This is a genomic window from Mesorhizobium sp. WSM1497, assembly GCF_001672455.2.
Lineage (GTDB): Bacteria > Pseudomonadota > Alphaproteobacteria > Rhizobiales > Rhizobiaceae > Mesorhizobium > Mesorhizobium ciceri.
Window position 1 is genome coordinate 2,461,671 of sequence record NZ_CP021070.1, and the last position, 14,875, is coordinate 2,476,545.

The 14,875-nt window shown below is 64.7% G+C and carries 16 protein-coding genes; 8 read left to right on the forward strand and 8 right to left on the reverse strand.

Annotated features, from left to right (window positions below; all coding sequences use genetic code 11):
• Positions 1-257 precede the first annotated feature (257 nt).
• From A9K65_RS11950 to A9K65_RS11960, 3 genes are all read right to left on the reverse strand, one after another.
• Positions 258-1,160 carry an SH3 domain-containing protein gene (locus A9K65_RS11950; RefSeq protein WP_064994543.1) on the reverse strand — a complete coding sequence of 301 codons (903 nt, stop codon included), beginning with the start codon at positions 1,158-1,160 and terminating at the stop codon, positions 258-260.
• A 123-nt stretch (positions 1,161-1,283) separates the two neighbouring features.
• On the reverse strand, positions 1,284-2,048 hold the full coding sequence (locus tag A9K65_RS11955; RefSeq protein ID WP_064994544.1) for a metallophosphoesterase family protein: 765 nt from the start codon (positions 2,046-2,048) through the stop codon (positions 1,284-1,286).
• A gap of 68 nt (positions 2,049-2,116) precedes the next feature.
• Positions 2,117-2,479, reverse strand: a complete 363-nt coding sequence (locus A9K65_RS11960) for a helix-turn-helix transcriptional regulator (RefSeq protein ID WP_013530112.1) — start codon at positions 2,477-2,479, stop codon at positions 2,117-2,119.
• Between the two features lie 208 nt (positions 2,480-2,687).
• Between A9K65_RS11960 and A9K65_RS11965 the strand changes: the two genes are divergently transcribed.
• Complete coding sequence (locus A9K65_RS11965) at positions 2,688-3,866, forward strand: MFS transporter (protein WP_013530113.1); 1,179 nt, start codon at positions 2,688-2,690, stop codon at positions 3,864-3,866.
• A 21-nt stretch (positions 3,867-3,887) separates the two neighbouring features.
• On the opposite strand, the gene A9K65_RS11970 is transcribed toward A9K65_RS11965, so the two are convergent.
• The gene (locus tag A9K65_RS11970; protein WP_013530114.1) at positions 3,888-4,346 is read right to left on the reverse strand and encodes a MarR family winged helix-turn-helix transcriptional regulator; all 459 of its coding nucleotides are present in this window, start codon (positions 4,344-4,346) and stop codon (positions 3,888-3,890) included.
• 209 nt (positions 4,347-4,555) lie between these two features.
• Here A9K65_RS11970 and A9K65_RS11975 point away from each other — a divergent pair, with 209 nt between their 5' ends.
• On the forward strand, positions 4,556-5,350 hold the full coding sequence (locus A9K65_RS11975) for an SDR family oxidoreductase (RefSeq protein WP_064994545.1): 795 nt from the start codon (positions 4,556-4,558) through the stop codon (positions 5,348-5,350).
• A gap of 252 nt (positions 5,351-5,602) precedes the next feature.
• On the opposite strand, the gene A9K65_RS11980 is transcribed toward A9K65_RS11975, so the two are convergent.
• A complete protein-coding gene (locus A9K65_RS11980) occupies positions 5,603-6,202 on the reverse strand; it encodes a LysE family translocator (RefSeq protein ID WP_064994546.1) in 600 nt (199 codons plus the stop codon).
• Between the two features lie 98 nt (positions 6,203-6,300).
• Here A9K65_RS11980 and A9K65_RS11985 point away from each other — a divergent pair, with 98 nt between their 5' ends.
• Positions 6,301-7,170, forward strand: coding sequence for a LysR substrate-binding domain-containing protein (locus tag A9K65_RS11985; protein ID WP_084016003.1), 870 nt, complete (start codon positions 6,301-6,303; stop codon positions 7,168-7,170).
• A gap of 66 nt (positions 7,171-7,236) precedes the next feature.
• Here A9K65_RS11985 and A9K65_RS11990 read toward each other — a convergent pair whose 3' ends face one another.
• The 3 genes from A9K65_RS11990 to A9K65_RS12000 all read right to left on the reverse strand — a co-directional run bounded on the left by A9K65_RS11990 (position 7,237) and on the right by A9K65_RS12000 (position 10,290).
• Complete coding sequence (locus tag A9K65_RS11990; protein WP_064994548.1) at positions 7,237-7,887, reverse strand: dihydrofolate reductase family protein; 651 nt, start codon at positions 7,885-7,887, stop codon at positions 7,237-7,239.
• Positions 7,888-7,989: 102 nt separating this feature from the next.
• Positions 7,990-8,838, reverse strand: coding sequence for a protein-L-isoaspartate O-methyltransferase (locus A9K65_RS11995; RefSeq protein WP_064994779.1), 849 nt, complete (start codon positions 8,836-8,838; stop codon positions 7,990-7,992).
• A gap of 87 nt (positions 8,839-8,925) precedes the next feature.
• On the reverse strand, positions 8,926-10,290 hold the full coding sequence (locus A9K65_RS12000; protein ID WP_013530120.1) for an Nramp family divalent metal transporter: 1,365 nt from the start codon (positions 10,288-10,290) through the stop codon (positions 8,926-8,928).
• Positions 10,291-10,525: 235 nt separating this feature from the next.
• Here A9K65_RS12000 and mntR point away from each other — a divergent pair, with 235 nt between their 5' ends.
• The 5 genes from mntR (at position 10,526) to A9K65_RS12025 (ending at position 14,709) form a co-directional block, all read left to right on the forward strand.
• Positions 10,526-10,975: a manganese-binding transcriptional regulator MntR gene (mntR, locus tag A9K65_RS12005; protein ID WP_024504117.1), complete on the forward strand. Its 450-nt coding sequence runs from the start codon at positions 10,526-10,528 to the stop codon at positions 10,973-10,975.
• Between the two features lie 89 nt (positions 10,976-11,064).
• A complete protein-coding gene (locus A9K65_RS12010) occupies positions 11,065-11,253 on the forward strand; it encodes a hypothetical protein (RefSeq protein ID WP_013530122.1) in 189 nt (62 codons plus the stop codon).
• 199 nt (positions 11,254-11,452) lie between these two features.
• Positions 11,453-12,373, forward strand: coding sequence for a neutral zinc metallopeptidase (locus A9K65_RS12015; protein ID WP_027162080.1), 921 nt, complete (start codon positions 11,453-11,455; stop codon positions 12,371-12,373).
• Positions 12,374-12,529: 156 nt separating this feature from the next.
• Entirely contained in the window at positions 12,530-13,795 is a 1,266-nt protein-coding gene (locus A9K65_RS12020; RefSeq protein WP_027162079.1) for a tetracycline resistance MFS efflux pump, read from the forward strand.
• The gene (locus tag A9K65_RS12025) at positions 13,792-14,709 is read left to right on the forward strand and encodes an aldo/keto reductase (RefSeq protein ID WP_064994549.1); all 918 of its coding nucleotides are present in this window, start codon (positions 13,792-13,794) and stop codon (positions 14,707-14,709) included. The genes A9K65_RS12020 and A9K65_RS12025 overlap by 4 nt, the downstream gene beginning before the upstream one ends.
• The last annotated feature ends 166 nt before the right edge of the window (positions 14,710-14,875 follow it).

Below are 14,875 nucleotides of genomic sequence, written 5' to 3' on the forward strand. Positions count from 1 at the left end.
TCGGCGGGCGGCTTGCACAAAAAACCGGGACGGGAAGACCCGGCCGGTTGTGCTCGCGATTCTGGTATCAGGCTAGGAGGGCCTTATAGGGAAGAGTTTTGACTGATGTAACCCCGAAAATGCGAGGTAGGGGAGTAGGGGAGTAGGGGAGTAGGGGAGTAGGGGAGTAGGGGAGTAGGGGAGTAGGGGAGTAGGTTGGGTTCGAGGGCATTCCAAACATACTCCCTTATTCCCCTACTCCCTTACTCCCCTAAATTCTAATTCCCCAGCGCCAACTGATCCGTGATCTCAAACCGCTCCGAGACGCCGACACGGATCATGTTGAGGCTGCCTTCCCTGGTGAAGCGGAAGTCGCCGGGCGCGTCGGAACCGGCCGGCTGGCCGGCACGGAAGGAGATGATGCGCGTGCCGCCATCGGGCCAGGTCACAGTGATGTTCGCCTTGTCGGCGCTGTGCACCACGCTGACCTTGCAGCGCTCCATCGGCTGGCCGACATAGCGGGCGCAGGGAATCTCGGGGCCAGAAGCCGGCGTCGGAGCGGAATCAAGCGGGACGTCAGGCGCCGCCAGCGCCAGTAGGTACGCGTCCTGCATGGCGGCGTGGCCGATTTCCTCAGGCGATTTCGGCGTGCTTTCGGCTGCCGGACCGGCGCCGCCAAGCCGGGCCGTCAGGTCGGGCGGTGCGACCTGAGGGCTGTCGGCCGAGCCGATGGCCTGCGATTGATCTGGCGCCGAGGCCTGCTCGGCCCCACTGCCGGTGGAGGCAACCACCGGCGCACCGGCCGGTCTTGGCTCACCTTCGACATAGGGGGTCGGATTGAGGGGGATGAGATAGCGCGCCGGCGCCCAGCCGCTCAGCTTCTCCTTGCCCGTGCTCTCGACCTTGCACCATTTGTAGCCGTTGATGTCGTTGCAGCCGAGATTGGTGACCATGTCGCCACTGCTCAGCCGCGCCTCGACCGTGGCGACCGGCGATGCGGTGGTGCGGACCTTGAGAAGGTCGTCCGGCGCCAGGCCGGTGACGACGGAGATGACGAGCTCCGGCGCCTCTTGGGCCATCTCTTCAGCCATAGCGGGGGCAATCACCGGCCACGCCGTCATCAGCAGCGGAGCAGCAATCAGCGCATTGAGGTTTGTTCGGAGCGTAACTGTGCGCCTCATCGTTTGGCCGTGCGCTGATACCGTGCCGCGGCGGATCGAGCCCGCCGCAAGCCCGGCCGGTTTTATAAGGGACGACGCGGCGCCATGTAAGCCCGAAAATTCGGGCCGCCGTTTCGCCAGCCTTCAGCCGGGCAGGGGCATGAACCCGGTTCTGAGCGCGTGAGCCCATTCCGGCCGGCCCGCTTGTTCGGCCTGCCTGGCGGCCGCCTCGTGGTCGTAGTCGACGGCGATGGCCTCGAAGCCGTCGGGCTGGCCGTTGCTGCCCAGGGTGACAATGCCGTAGCGCGCATGCGGCGAGCCCTGCTCGGAGACATGCGCCGGCGGCGTGGAATCGTCATAGGCAGGGCAGCCGATGCTGCCCGGATTGAAGATGACGGGACCGTCGGGGACGCGGATCAGTTCCGCGCGGTGGCTGTGGCCGCACAGCGCGATGCGGCCAGCCGGGTCGAGCGCCTTCAGCCGCCGACGGATCGCCGTCAGCGGCGCGCGCACCAGCTGGCCATTGGCGATCGTATCAGTGAGATATTTCTCGTCATGGTCGGGACGGGCGTGGAAAGCGATGATTCCGGGTGCGATCTCCAGCGTCAACGGCTGGGCGAACAGCACCTGGCGCTGTGCCTCGGTCAGCCGCTCCTGCGCATAGACGTCGGAGGGCCACATGGTGTCATCAGCGGGGTCGGCGGCAACACGGCGGTCGTGGTTGCCGCGCACCGTCGGCAGGTTCAGCGCCTGCAGCCGTTCCATCGTTTCGCGCGGCCATAGCGGGCCGGAAACGCTGTCGCCGAGATTGACGGTCAGGTCGGCGCCGCCGCGCCGGCGCAGGTCGTCAAGCACGGCGTCGAGCGCCAGCACATTGCCGTGGATGTCGGCGAGGACGGCGATGCGCATTTCGGGAAGCTCCTGTGTGACGCCGCTTTTCCTTTTCCCCACGTTCGTGGGCGAAGAACCCAAGTCCTTCAGGGTCGGGCGTGCACTTCGATATCGTGGCCGCCAACCGCCGGCAGTGCGGGATCGTCGCCGGCGGCGGCGATGACGCTGTCGAGCAGGCCGGGGAAGCGGGCGTCGAGATCGGCCCGGCGCAGTGTGATCATGCGGTTGGTGCCGACCACCTCGGCGCGGGTGACGCCGGCCTCGCGCAATTTGGCGAGGTGGTAGCTCAGATTGGTCTTCGAGCCGAAATCGAGGAACTGGCTGCAGTTCAGCGGCACGCCCTGCTTGCTGGCGAGATAGCGCACGATGGCAAGCCGCGTCGGGTCGCCGAGCACGCCAAGCACGATCGGCAGGCTGATCTGGTCCGTATTGGGGTGTGGCAAGGTCATGGCTCGAAACTAAGCACAGTCGGGTCCGATTTCAACGCATCCATCATTGTTGGCTCCACATGGCCTTTCTCCGTCTCGCGCGAACCCCGCCCGACCTGTGCTGACACAGGGCTGTCAGGAAGGTTCAGCTATTTTTCCCTGGCTTCATTGACATGATGCCCCATTATGTCCAATTGTTCAATAACTTTTGAACTAAGGACATCCCGCCATGGACAAGCGCCTCTTCTGGCTCGCGCTCGGATCGTTCACGATCTCGACCGAAGGCTTCGTCATCTCCAGCCTTCTGCCCGACATCGCGGCGGATGCCGGCATCTCCATTCCGCTGGCCGGCACGCTGATCACCGCCTTCGCGCTCGCCTATGCGGTCGGCACGCCGATCCTGGCGACGCTGACCGGCGAATGGGACCGGCGCCGCGTCATCCTGTGGACGCTGGTGTTCTTCGTCATCGGCAACATCGCCGCCGCCTTGAGTTCCTCCTTCGAACTGCTTCTGGTCGCGCGCATCGTCATGGCGCTGTCGTCGGGCCTGTTCGCCGCAACCGCGCAAGGCACGGCGGTGGCGCTGGTCGATGATCATCACCGGGCGCGTGCCATCGCCGTCGTCGTCGGCGGCACCACTGTGGCCGTTGCGCTCGGTGCGCCGCTGGGCGCGCTCGTTGCCACCGTCGCCGGCTGGCGCGGCACCTTCTTTGCCATCGCCGGCCTTGGCGCGCTTGCGGGCGCGATCCTGTGGTACCGGCTGCCGCAGGGCATCGTTGGCACCAGGCTGCCCTTGAAGCGCAGGCTGGCGGCAGCGCTGCGTCCCGGCGTGATGCCGATCCTGTTGACGACAGTGCTGGCGCTGATCGGCGCCTTCACAGTCTTTGCCTATGTCGCGCCGCTTGCCATCGAGGGCGGCGGTCTCAGCCAGATCGCGCTGCCCGGCATGCTGCTCGCCTTCGGCGTCGGCGCCGTCATCGGCAACATTGGCGGCGGCCAGGCCGCCGACCGGTTCGGCGCGACCCGCACCGTCGGCTGGTCGCTGGCGCTGAGTGCAGCCATGCTGGTCTTATTGTCGGTTATCCCGACCTTCCTGCCGCACCATATTGCCGGGCCGGCGCTGATGGCGATGATGGTGCCGTGGGGCATCGTCGGCTGGGCGTTCCCGCCGGCACAGGCGAGCCGCATCATCAAGCTGGCGCCCGATGCCGCCCCGATCGTGCTGTCGCTCAACGCCTCGGCGCTCTATCTCGGCGTGGCGCTGGGTGCCGTGGTCGGTGGTGCCGTGCTGCGCTACGGCGCGCCGGCCGATCTCGGCCTGGTCGCCGCGATCTTCCCGATCGTCGGGCTTGGCGTCGTGGTCGCCGGCCGCTGGGCGGCTCGGCCTGTAGAAATGCCTGCCGAGTAGAGTCTTTGGCAAACGCTGGCCTTAGGGCGTGGCCGGCGGCAGATCAAAATCCAGCGCGGCGATCTCATCCAGAGCCGCGCGCAAATCTTCGGCCTTGTCCTTGCCGACGACATCCTCGAAACGCTGCTGGGCGATTTGCCACAGTTTCATCGCTTCCTCGAGCTTGTCCAGGCCCTTTGGCGTCAGTCGTACACGCTTGACGCGGCGGTCCTCCGGGTCGGCGAAGGTCTCGACATAGCCGTCGCGGATCAGCGGTTTCAGCGTATGGCCGAGCGCCGACAGGTCCATGATCAGCGACGTGGCGATGGCGCCCATCGCCGGCTCATCGCCCATATGGATCTGGTAGAGCAGGCCCTGCTGCGTCGCCTTGAGGCCTGACGGCTCCACCACATCATCATAAAACTTGCCGAGCTTGCGCGCCGCGCGGCGCAGCGCGGCGTTGTTGCAGAGCGTGAGGCCGGGCAGGCTGTCCTTTGACATGATGGTCCCTGGCGCCGGGGAATGAGGCCCGGCTGCTCCCCTCAAATAATCCCCGCCCGTCTCATTGACAAGATAGTGGCATATGCCTACTTCACGATTAGTGGTATATGCCACTAAATCAGATCAAGCGGCTTTCGGCAGCGCGGCAGATGCCACGGCGCCGGGGGTCATTCGAAACGAACAAGATCAGTTGAAGAAGGAACAGGACAATGAGTGGACAGGGCAAAAAGGGCACGGCGGTCGTCACCGGTGCTTCGTCGGGCATCGGCGCGGTCTATGCCGACCGGCTGGCGGGGCAGGGCTACGATCTGGTGCTGGTGGCGCGGCGCGCCGACCGGCTGGAGGAACTGGCCGGGAAGCTGCGCCAGACCTATAGCCGCAAGGTCGGCGTGATCAGCGCCGATCTTGCAAACGACGATGATGTGCGCCGCGTCGAGCAAGCTGTAACAGCCGACGAGAGCATCACACTGCTGGTCAACAATGCCGGCATCGGCGGCCAGGCCGTCGTGGCCACCGCCGATGTCGACGCGGCCGAGCGCATGATCAAGGTCAACACCATCGCCTTGACGCGTCTAACCCGCGCCGTGCTGCCGGGGCTTTTGGCACGCAACCGCGGCGGCATCGTCAACATCGCCTCGGTGCTCGCCTTCGACACCTCCTTCGGCGGCATCTACAGCGGCACCAAAGCTTATGTGGTCAACTTCACCGAAGCCCTGCACCGTGAGGTCGAGGGCACCAATGTGAAGGTGCAGGTGGTGCTGCCGGGCGCGACCCGGACCGATTTCTGGGAACTTGCCGGCACCGATATCGCCAACGTTCCGAAGGAGATCATCATGACCGCCGACGACATGGTCGATGCCGCACTTGTCGGCTTGGCCAAAGGCGAGGCGGTCACCGTGCCCGCGCTTGCCGATGCGGCCAAGCTCGACACATTCCTCGGCGCCCGGCAAGCCTTCTACGGCAGCCTGCACGCCGACAAGCCGGCGGCGCGTTACGGGGTTTGACGTTTGAGAGGCTGGTTCGCTTTGCGAACCAGGACCCCCCCCCCGCTGCTTCGCAGCGACTTGCCGGGGCGAGCCACGGGTCTCGCCCGTCCTTCGGACCCCCATAAGGGGGAAGGTTGGGGACGCGGCTTGTCCGCCCATGCGACAATGGTCTTGTGGGGTGCGAAAAGCTGGACTCCCCACCTCCCCCTTGTGGGGAGGTCGGACCGAAGGTCAGGGTGGGGGGCTGGCGCGGGTTTTGGCCTGAGCGCTTTACGCCGACCGCCACATCGGAATGATCGAGGCGGCCAGCACCAGCGCCAGCACGATGTTGAGCGCGCGCCATTGCCATTCGGTCTTGAGCAGCCGCGCCAGCACCATGCCGGCCACGCACCACAGTGAAAGCGAGGCGGCGGCCGCGAGGCCGAAAGTGGCGCCGAGCAGCAGCGCGAGCTGCATCGGTCCGCTGGCCAATGCCGCGAACGACGCCGCGGCGCCCAGTCCCATCGCCCATCCCTTCGGGTTCATCCATTGAATGCCGGCGCCGCCGAGAAAGCTGTTCGGCCTGGTCATGTTCACATCCAGATTAGGCGGTCCGCTGCGGCCGATCTTGATCGCCAGCCAGACGAGATAAAGTGAGCCGGTGACCTTCATCGCCAGTTGCAGCGAGGGCACGGCGAGCAGCAGGCCGGCGAGCCCGGCGGCGGCGGCGCTCGTCACCGTGGCGAGGCCGGCGGCGCTGCCGATCAGCAGGGGTACGGAACGGCGAAAGCCGAACTGTGCGCCCGATGCCGTCGACAGGGTCGTGGCGATGCCGGGCGTGGTGGTGGCGACGATGGCAAACAGGATGAGCGGGAAAATGGGCTCGAGCATGCGGCGTCCTCGGTGGGAGGGCTGCCATCGTAGCTGCGCACGAACTTCAGTAAATGCAATGTTTGCTATGGTTGACATTAGCAAGCATAATGCCAACCATGATCCGAAATCTCGACACGGCGCTGATCCGCACCTTTATCACCGTCGCCGACAAGGCCAGCATGACAGCGGCGGCCAATGCACTGCACCTGACGCAAGGTGCTGTCAGCCAGCAGGTCAAACGGCTGGAGGAGGCGTTCGGCTCGAGCCTCTTCGAGCGCGACCGGCGCGGCTTGCGGCTGACGCGCGCCGGTGAACAGCTGTTCGGCAGGGGCAAGCGGCTGCTGGCCTTGAATGACGAGATCTGGGCCGAAATGGCTGGGAGCCCGGTGGCCGGCCAGGTGCGGCTCGGCGTGCCCTACGACCTTGTCGGCACCTTGCTGGCGCCGGTGCTGAAGACCTATGCCGAGACCTATCCGCAGGTCGAGATATCGCTGGTCTGCGCCTCGTCGCCAGAATTGACTGCTGCCCTTGCGGCCGGGACCATCGACCTTGCCGTGATCGAGGAATGCGCCGGCCCGTCGGCCGGCGAATGCCTCGTCGTTGACCGGCTGGTCTGGGTCGGTGCCAAGGGCGGCGTTGCCCGCGCCAAGCGGCCGCTGCCGGTCTCGATCGTCGCCGACACCTGCGCTTTCCGGCCGGCTGTGCTGGCGGCGCTCGGTGAGCATGGGCTGGAGTGGCGCACCGTGTTCGAGAACGGCAACATCGACGCGACGACCGCGACGGTGCGCTCCGACCTCGCCGTCACCACCTGGCTGGCCTCCACGGTGCCAGCCGATCTCGACATATTGCCATCGGAGTCCGGCCTGCCGCCGCTGCCGAATTTTGCCATCAACCTGCATCTGCCGAGGCATGGGGTAGGGCCCGCGGCGCAGGAATTCGCACGGCATATACGGGAAGGGCTGGCGCGGCGACCAGTCGCTGCTTGAAGCTTCTCAGAACTGGGGTTCCTCTCCCCCCTCCGGAGGGAGAGGAAAGGTGCCAAGGCCGTCCCGCTACTTCCAATTCCTGCGCCGCTCGAGCTCGGCTTCCGACGGCTCTCCCGTGACAAACGACCCGACCTTGACCTCGCCCGCGCGTTCGTAGGTCGCCATGATGACGCCGGTGCCGGTTGCCTGCGACTTAATGAGCTTGAAGGCGGCCGGGATCGCGCTGTCGCCGAACAGCCGCTTGCCGTTACCCAGCAACAGCGGAAAGACCATCAGCCGGATCTCGTCGATCAGCCCGTTGGCGAGCGGCGTTTGGATCAGGTTGCCCGATCCCTGGATGAGCAGGTCGGGTCCATCCTCCTGCTTGAGGCGGCGCAACTCCGCAACGATATCAGGCCCGAGCGATTGCGTGTTCTGCCAGGTGAGGGTGTCGGGCCGATGCGTCGCGACATATTTGGTCGCAGGGTTGAAGGCATCCGCGATCGGATCTTTCTGATATGGCCAGTAGGCGGCGAAGATATCGTAGGTCCTGCGGCCGAGAAGCAGGGCGAAAGGCTTGGAGAACAGTTCATCCATCGCCGCGCCCCCCGCCTCGTCGAAGTAATGGAAGGTCCAGCCGCCGAACTTGAAGCCGCCGACCGGATCCTCTTGCGGGCCGCCGGGCGCCTGCATGACGCCGTCGAGGCTGATGAATGTCGCAGAGATAATCTTTCTCATTCCAATGCTCCCGTTCTTCGGTCCACGCCGTCGTGGCGGACTTCAGCCCAAGGACGGGCGACGAGCCACCGGTCCGACAGGACAGGACGAAATTTTGGAAAATCACCGTTGCTTGCGAGGCTCGGTGTGGAGATTTTCCGACGAGAACCAGACATCGCCTGATATGGCGGTGGCGGTGTCGTCCGGCGCCCTGTCCTGCGCCAGCCAGATCGAGCGGCTGCGCGCGGCCTGCTCGCCGGTGGGGATCATCGCCGCGGGGTCCGCGACCGAGGCGCCGACACAGGGAATGAACCACGACCGCATGAACGGATCGCAGGCGAAGCCTTTTTGCGTGCGTGTCACCATCACCGCCAGCGGGACGCGCGCGGCCGGCCGCCAGGGAAAGATCATGCGGCCGCCTGGCCGCAGCGCCTTCAGCCATCCGGCCGGGGGCGCTGCGACGCCGGCATTGACATAGATGATGTCGGATGGCGGCAGGGGCGTCGTCACGGCATCGCCATGGACCACCGTCGCATTGCCATAGGCTTCGAGATTTTGCCGCGCCAGATCGGCCAGCTTCTCGTCGAGTTCGAAAGCGGTGACGATGCCGCCTGGCGAAACCAGCCGGGCCAGCACGGCGGTGTAGTAGCCGGTGCCGGCGCCGATATGGCAAACCGCCTCACCGGGTTTCGGTTCAAGCTTTCCAATCCACATGGCGTGCAGGAATGGCTCGCCATTGTTGATGCCCTTGTCGTCGTCGAGCGCCACCAGCACGTTCTGATAGATATGAGCCGGATCGGCGCTCGGTGTTCTGACCTTGCCGTTGCCGGCGACGACCGTCCACGGCCCGGGACCGAGAAACGCTTCGCGCGGCACGTCGGCGAAAGCCGCTTCCAGACGTGGGTCGGGCGAGCCGGCATTGGCGGCCAGCAGCCGCGCGTAGAATTTCCTGATGTCTTCGATCCGGGTCATGATGCCGGAAAACATAGCGCGGATTGCCGATTTGTCGCGAGGCTGCCCCCTGCGCAGAGGGCAGCCGGTTTCCAGGCGAAGCGGAACTCAGCCGACCCCGAACATGGTGTCGTAGAGCAGCTTGAAGTTGAGCACCAGGATGATCGCGGCGACCACCCAAGCAAGGGCTGCGACGCCGCGCGGAATGGCGAGATTGCCCATCTTCTTCTTGTCGGAGACGAACTGCACCAGCGGGACGACCGCGAAGGGCAGTTGCATCGACAGGATGACCTGGCTGAACACCAGCAACTGGCCGGTGCCCTTTTCGCCATAGAGCGCGGTGACGACCACCACCGGGATAATGGCGAGGCCGCGCGTCAGCAGCCGGCGTGCCCAGTTGGGGATGCGCAGGCGCAGGAAGCCTTCCATAACAATCTGGCCGGCGAGCGTGGCCGTCACCGTCGAGTTCAGGCCGGAAGCCAGCAGCGCCACCGCGAACAGGATCGAGGCGATGCCGAGGCCGAGCAGCGGCGACAGCAGCTCGAAGGCCTGGCCGATCTCTGCGACGTCCTGGTGGCCGGTGTTGTGAAAGGCGACCGCGGACACGATCAGGATCGAGGCGTTGACGAACAAAGCCAGCATCAGGGCGATGGTCGAGTCCGTCGTTGCCCATTTGATGGCGTCGCGCTTGCCCTTGTCGGTGCGTTCATAGGCGCGGGTCTGCACGATCGAGGAGTGCAGATAGAGATTATGCGGCATGACGGTGGCGCCGATGATGCCGATGGCGATGTAGAGCATCGCCGGATTGGTGACGATTTCCGACGACGGCACGAACATGGCATGCAGGATCGAACCGGCCGGCGGGGCGGCGACGAAGATCTGGATGGCGAAGCAGCTGAAGATGATGATCAAAAGCGCGATGACGAAGGCTTCGAGATAGCGAAACCCCTTGTTCATCAGGAGCAGCACGAGGAAGGCATCGAGCGCCGTCAGCATGGCGCCGCCGATCAGCGGAATGCCGAACAAAAGCTGCAATGCGATCGCGGTGCCGATGACTTCGGCCAGGTCGCAGGCGATGATGGCCAGCTCGCAGGCGATCCACAGCACGAAGTTCACCGGCCGGGGATAATAGGCCCGGCAGGCTTGGGCGAGATCGCGGCCGGTGGCGATGCCGAGCCGTGCCGCCAGCGCCTGCAAAAGGATCGCCATCAGGTTGGACAGCATGATGATGAACAGCAGCGTGTAACCGAACTGGGCGCCGCCGGCGAGGTCGGTCGCCCAGTTGCCGGGGTCCATATAGCCGACCGAGACCATGTAGCCGGGACCCATGAAGGCGAACAGGCGACGGAACCAGACGCCCGAGTTCGGCACGGCGATAGAGGAATTGACTTCGCGCAGGCTGGGCTGCTCGTCCTCGTCGGGCCTGGCGAACCGCCATGAGGAACGGGAGGCTGTGGCTTCGGCTTCGGACATGAAGGAGGGCTTTCCGCGAGACTGGACGATGTTGCCTTAAGCTATGCCATGGCTCAACATTATGCAATATGCTATATTTCATTGTCGTTGCTTTTTATCCGGCTGGCGGCCATCGGGTGAAACGGCGATCGGAAGCCCCGGTTGCACCTGTTGCGGAATGCAAATAAACGGCCTGAAGAATCAGAGCCCGTGCTATGAAAGCATGGATGGCAAATAGTCCTGGGAGGAGCGCGTATTGGTGCTGAAGAACAGACCAGTTCCGCGCGAGCCGCTGCTCGACGCCGAAATTCATTCGGAGGGCTTCCGGCAGCAGCGCGAAGCGCGCCGCAGTGCGTTGGTCGAGGATTATGTCGAACTGATCGCCGACCTGATCGAAGACGGCAACGAGGCGCGTCAGGTCGACATCGCCGCACGGCTCGGTGTCGCGCAGCCGACGGTGGCCAAGATGCTGACCAGGCTGTGCGCCGACGGTCTGGTGTCGAGAAAGCCCTATCGTGGCGTGTTCCTGACCGAAGCCGGCCGCAAAGTCGCGGAGGAAAGCCGCATCCGCCACCAGACGGTGGAAGCTTTCTTGCGCTCGCTCGGTGTCAGTGCGGAGACAGCGCGCATCGATGCCGAGGGCATCGAGCACCATGTCAGCGCCGAGACGCTGGAAGCCTTCCGCAAGGCGATGACGGCGCGCTGAGCGCCAGAGTTCCCGCGTCGCCGGAACCGTCGCACGCCAGACACGTTTGCACCAGATCCGTGCGATTGGCGCGCGAAAGGGAGGAAACGATGGGCATCGAACAAACGCCGGCGGCAAAGGGCAAGCAGGCAGCCGAGGGACTGAAACAGGCGGCGGCCAGGGATGAGCGCAAGACCGAAGCCGAAACCGGCCATCCGCTGAAAAAGGGCGCGGCGCGTTTCGAGGAGCGTTCGAAGAGCTCCGACGGCAAGAGCGCCGGCGCCAAGCAGGAAGATTAGCTCTCTGTCGGGCTTACGTGATCGGCTGTAGGCCATGGGGACGATTGCAACGCCGAGCCGCTCGCCACAACGAACTTGGCCGCAAGGCGACCCGTGTGGCCAAAAAGGCCATCGAAAAATGCTGTGACTTGGCGCAACCATTGGGATAATTGTCTGGTGCCCCGGAGCAACGGGGAGGTTTGCTGCACGAGGAGTTGCCATGCTCTGGAAGGGCCGTCGTCAGAGTGACAATATCGAGGACGACCGCAGCGACAGCGGCGGCGGCGGACTCGGCGGCGGCGGTGGCCAGTTCCGCATTCCGATCGGCGGCCGTACCGGTGGCGGCGGCAGCATCTTCCTCGTCATCCTGGTGGTGCTGGCCGGATGGTATTTCGGCTTCGATCCTTCGACGATCCTGGGTGGCGGCGACGGCGGCCTGCTGCCGGGCGGCGGCGGCCAGATCACCGACAATAGCGGCCAGGACAGCGGCACCGCCCCCGCCAATGACGAGATGAAGCAGTTCGTGGCGACCGTGCTGGCCGAGACCGAGGACACCTGGACCGGCATCTTCAAGTCGCAGGGATTGACCTACGAGGATCCCAAGCTGGTGCTGTTTTCCGGCCAGGTCCGTTCGGCCTGCGGCTTTGCCTCCGCGGCGGCCGGACCGTTCTATTGTCCCGGTGACCACAAGGTCTATCTGGACATGACCTTCTTCCAGCAACTCGACCAGCAGTTCGGCGCTTCGGGCGAATTTGCCCGCGCCTATGTGATCGCGCATGAAATCGGCCATCATGTGCAGAACCTGACCGGCATCATGTCCAAGTTCAACCAGATGCGGCAGAGCATGGGCGAGGTCGAGGCCAACCAGATGTCGGTGCGAATCGAGCTTCAGGCCGACTGCTTTGCCGGTGTGTGGGCCCACTACACCGGACAGAAAGGCATATTGGAGCAGGGCGACATCGAAAGCGCGCTGAACGCCGCCAAGCAGATCGGCGACGACACGCTGCAGAAGAAGATGCAGGGCTATGTCGTGCCGGAAAGCTTCAACCACGGCACCTCGCAGCAGCGGCAGACCTGGCTGGCGCGTGGTTACAAGAGCGGCAAGCTGTCGGATTGCAACACGCTGAGTGGGCCGATCTGACCAGACCGTTGTCGAGCTTCACCTGCCGGCGATGCTGCCGTCAGGTGGTGTCAGGATGAATAGATTCGGCCTGTTCCTGCATTGTTCCTTTCCGCGAGCTCGCCTATAAGGTGCGTCCGCCTGCGCCTGAGGGCGAGCAGAGGAGCTTGATCCTGCATGATCGACCCCAAAACCGCCAGACGGGGCCTTGCGCTCGTCTTCACCACGCTGCTGCTCGACATTATCGGCTTCGGCATGATCATGCCGGTGCTGCCGGCCTATCTCCGGGAATTGACCGGGGTCAGCATCAGCGGCGCGGCGATCGAAGGCGGCTGGCTGTTCTTCGTCTATGCGGCGATGCAGTTCTTCTTCGCGCCGATCATGGGCGGCTTGAGCGACCGGTTCGGGCGGCGGCCGATCCTGCTCGCATCGGTGCTGACCTTCTCCATCGACAATCTGATCTGCGCCGTCGCCTGGTCCTACCCGATGCTGTTCATCGGGCGCGTGCTGGCCGGCATTTCGGGCGCCAGCTATTCGACGACATCGGCCTTCATCGCCGACATCTCGAACGATGACAATCGGGCTAAGAATTTCGGCCTGCTCGGCATCGCATTTGGCGTCGGCTTCGTCATCGGGCCGGTTCTGGGCGGGCTGCTCGGCACGTTCGGGCCGCGCGTGCCGTTCTATTTCGCCGCCGGGCTCGCCTTCGTGAATTTCCTCATCGCTTTGTTTTTCCTGCCGGAAACGCTCGATGACAAGCACCGCCGCCGCTTCGAGTGGAAACGCGCCAACCCTGTCGGCACGCTTCTGCAGATGCGCCAATATCAAGGCATCGGCTGGATCGGGCTTGTCTTCTTCCTGATGACGCTCGGGCATATGATGTATCCGGCGGTCTGGTCGTTCGTCTCCAGCTACCGCTATGGCTGGAGCGAGCAGCAGATCGGCTTCTCGCTCGGCGCCTTCGGCCTGTGCGGCGCGATCGTCATGGCGACGGTGCTGCCGCGCGTCATCCCTAGGCTTGGCGAGTGGAAGACCGCAGTCATCGGCCTGACATTCACGGCAGCCAGCGCCTTCGGCTACGCCTTCGCGTCGCAAGGCTGGATGATCTATGCGGTGATCGTCGTCGGCTGCCTGGAAGCGCTGGCCGACCCGCCGCTGAGGAGCCTCGCCGCCGCCAAGGTGCCGCCTTCGGCGCAAGGCGAACTGCAGGGCGCGATGACCTCGATCTTCTCGATCACCTCGATCATCACGCCGCTGCTCTACACGGCGATCTTTTCCTGGTTCACCGGGCCAAGCGCGCCGGTGACCTTCGGCGGCGCGCCCTATCTGCTGGGAGCGTGCTTCCTGACGCTGGCGGTCATCGTCTTTGTGACGAAAGTTGCGAGGCCGGCAGCGCGCACGAATGTCGCCACCGATGTCGCTGAGGATGGAGCACAGGTGTGAGTCACAACCGCATTGCGCTCACCAGGGATGGACCATCGCTGTCGCGACTGGTCTTCGGCGCCTCGCGGCTGCTCGGCAGCGCCGCCCGCCCGGATGCCGATCAGGTCGCACGGCTGATCGGCACCGCCGTCGATTTCGGACTGACCAGCTTTGACCATGCCGACATCTATGGGCACTATGAGGTTGAAGCGGCCTTCGGCGTCGGGCTGGCGCGCTGGAAAGGCAAGCGCGACGGCATCGAGTTGATCTCGAAGTGCGATATCATGAAGAAAGCGCCAAGCCGGCCGGACAACCGGCTGAAGCATTACGATACCAGTGCCACCCATATCGCAGCCTCCGTCGACCGCTCGCTCGCCAATCTCGGCACCGACTATCTCGACCTGTTGCTGCTGCACCGGCCAGACCCGCTGATGGATGCCGACGAGACGGCGGCAACCCTTGCCGGGCTGGTCACATCGGGCAGAGTGCGGACGATCGGCGTCTCCAATTTCACGCCGTCGCAGTTCGATTTGCTGGCCTCGCGGATGCCGTTCGCGCTCGCCACCAACCAGATCGAGATGTCGGTGCTGAAGACATCAGCGCTGACCGATGGCAGCCTCGACCACGCGCAGCGCCTTGCCTATGCGCCGATGATCTGGTCGCCGCTCGGGGGCGGCTCGCTGTTCACCTGCAAGGAAGGGCGCGAGGCGCGGGTGCGGACAGCGCTTGCCGAGGTGGCAGCGGAAATCGGTGCCGGCGATCTGGCTGCCGTCGCGATCGCCTGGCTACTGCGCCATCCGGCCCGATTGGTGCCGGTGCTGGGTTCGATGAAGCCGGAAAGGCTGGCGGCCATGGTCAGGGCGCTGGACATCGTGCTCGACCGCCAGCAATGGTTCGCCATCTTGGAGGCCAGCGAAGGTCGGCCGGTGGCGTGAGGGCGAGGCTTGTGCCGCTTGGAGATCTGCCTGCGGCGCTATCGACCATTCGCTTTGCGGAGTCCGCCGTGAATGACGACGGGAGGCAGGTCTCAGCCAAATGTCGAAGTCACGCGATTTGCCTTCGAATGATCAAAGCTTCCTCGTCGAGGATTTAATGCTCAAT

What these genes read in the sequence shown, in the direction of transcription:
- A9K65_RS11950 (WP_064994543.1), bottom strand. Translation starts at nt 1,160, where the DNA reads ATGAGGCGCACAGTTACGCTCCGAACAAACCTCAATGCGCTGATTGCT.
- A9K65_RS11955 (WP_064994544.1), bottom strand. Translation starts at nt 2,048, where the DNA reads ATGCGCATCGCCGTCCTCGCCGACATCCACGGCAATGTGCTGGCGCTC.
- A9K65_RS11960 (WP_013530112.1), bottom strand. Translation starts at nt 2,479, where the DNA reads ATGACCTTGCCACACCCCAATACGGACCAGATCAGCCTGCCGATCGTG.
- A9K65_RS11965 (WP_013530113.1), top strand. Translation starts at nt 2,688, where the DNA reads ATGGACAAGCGCCTCTTCTGGCTCGCGCTCGGATCGTTCACGATCTCG.
- A9K65_RS11970 (WP_013530114.1), bottom strand. Translation starts at nt 4,346, where the DNA reads ATGTCAAAGGACAGCCTGCCCGGCCTCACGCTCTGCAACAACGCCGCG.
- A9K65_RS11975 (WP_064994545.1), top strand. Translation starts at nt 4,556, where the DNA reads ATGAGTGGACAGGGCAAAAAGGGCACGGCGGTCGTCACCGGTGCTTCG.
- A9K65_RS11980 (WP_064994546.1), bottom strand. Translation starts at nt 6,202, where the DNA reads ATGCTCGAGCCCATTTTCCCGCTCATCCTGTTTGCCATCGTCGCCACC.
- A9K65_RS11985 (WP_084016003.1), top strand. Translation starts at nt 6,301, where the DNA reads ATGATCCGAAATCTCGACACGGCGCTGATCCGCACCTTTATCACCGTC.
- A9K65_RS11990 (WP_064994548.1), bottom strand. Translation starts at nt 7,887, where the DNA reads ATGAGAAAGATTATCTCTGCGACATTCATCAGCCTCGACGGCGTCATG.
- A9K65_RS11995 (WP_064994779.1), bottom strand. Translation starts at nt 8,838, where the DNA reads ATGACCCGGATCGAAGACATCAGGAAATTCTACGCGCGGCTGCTGGCC.
- A9K65_RS12000 (WP_013530120.1), bottom strand. Translation starts at nt 10,290, where the DNA reads ATGTCCGAAGCCGAAGCCACAGCCTCCCGTTCCTCATGGCGGTTCGCC.
- A9K65_RS12010 (WP_013530122.1), top strand. Translation starts at nt 11,065, where the DNA reads ATGGGCATCGAACAAACGCCGGCGGCAAAGGGCAAGCAGGCAGCCGAG.
- A9K65_RS12015 (WP_027162080.1), top strand. Translation starts at nt 11,453, where the DNA reads ATGCTCTGGAAGGGCCGTCGTCAGAGTGACAATATCGAGGACGACCGC.
- A9K65_RS12020 (WP_027162079.1), top strand. Translation starts at nt 12,530, where the DNA reads ATGATCGACCCCAAAACCGCCAGACGGGGCCTTGCGCTCGTCTTCACC.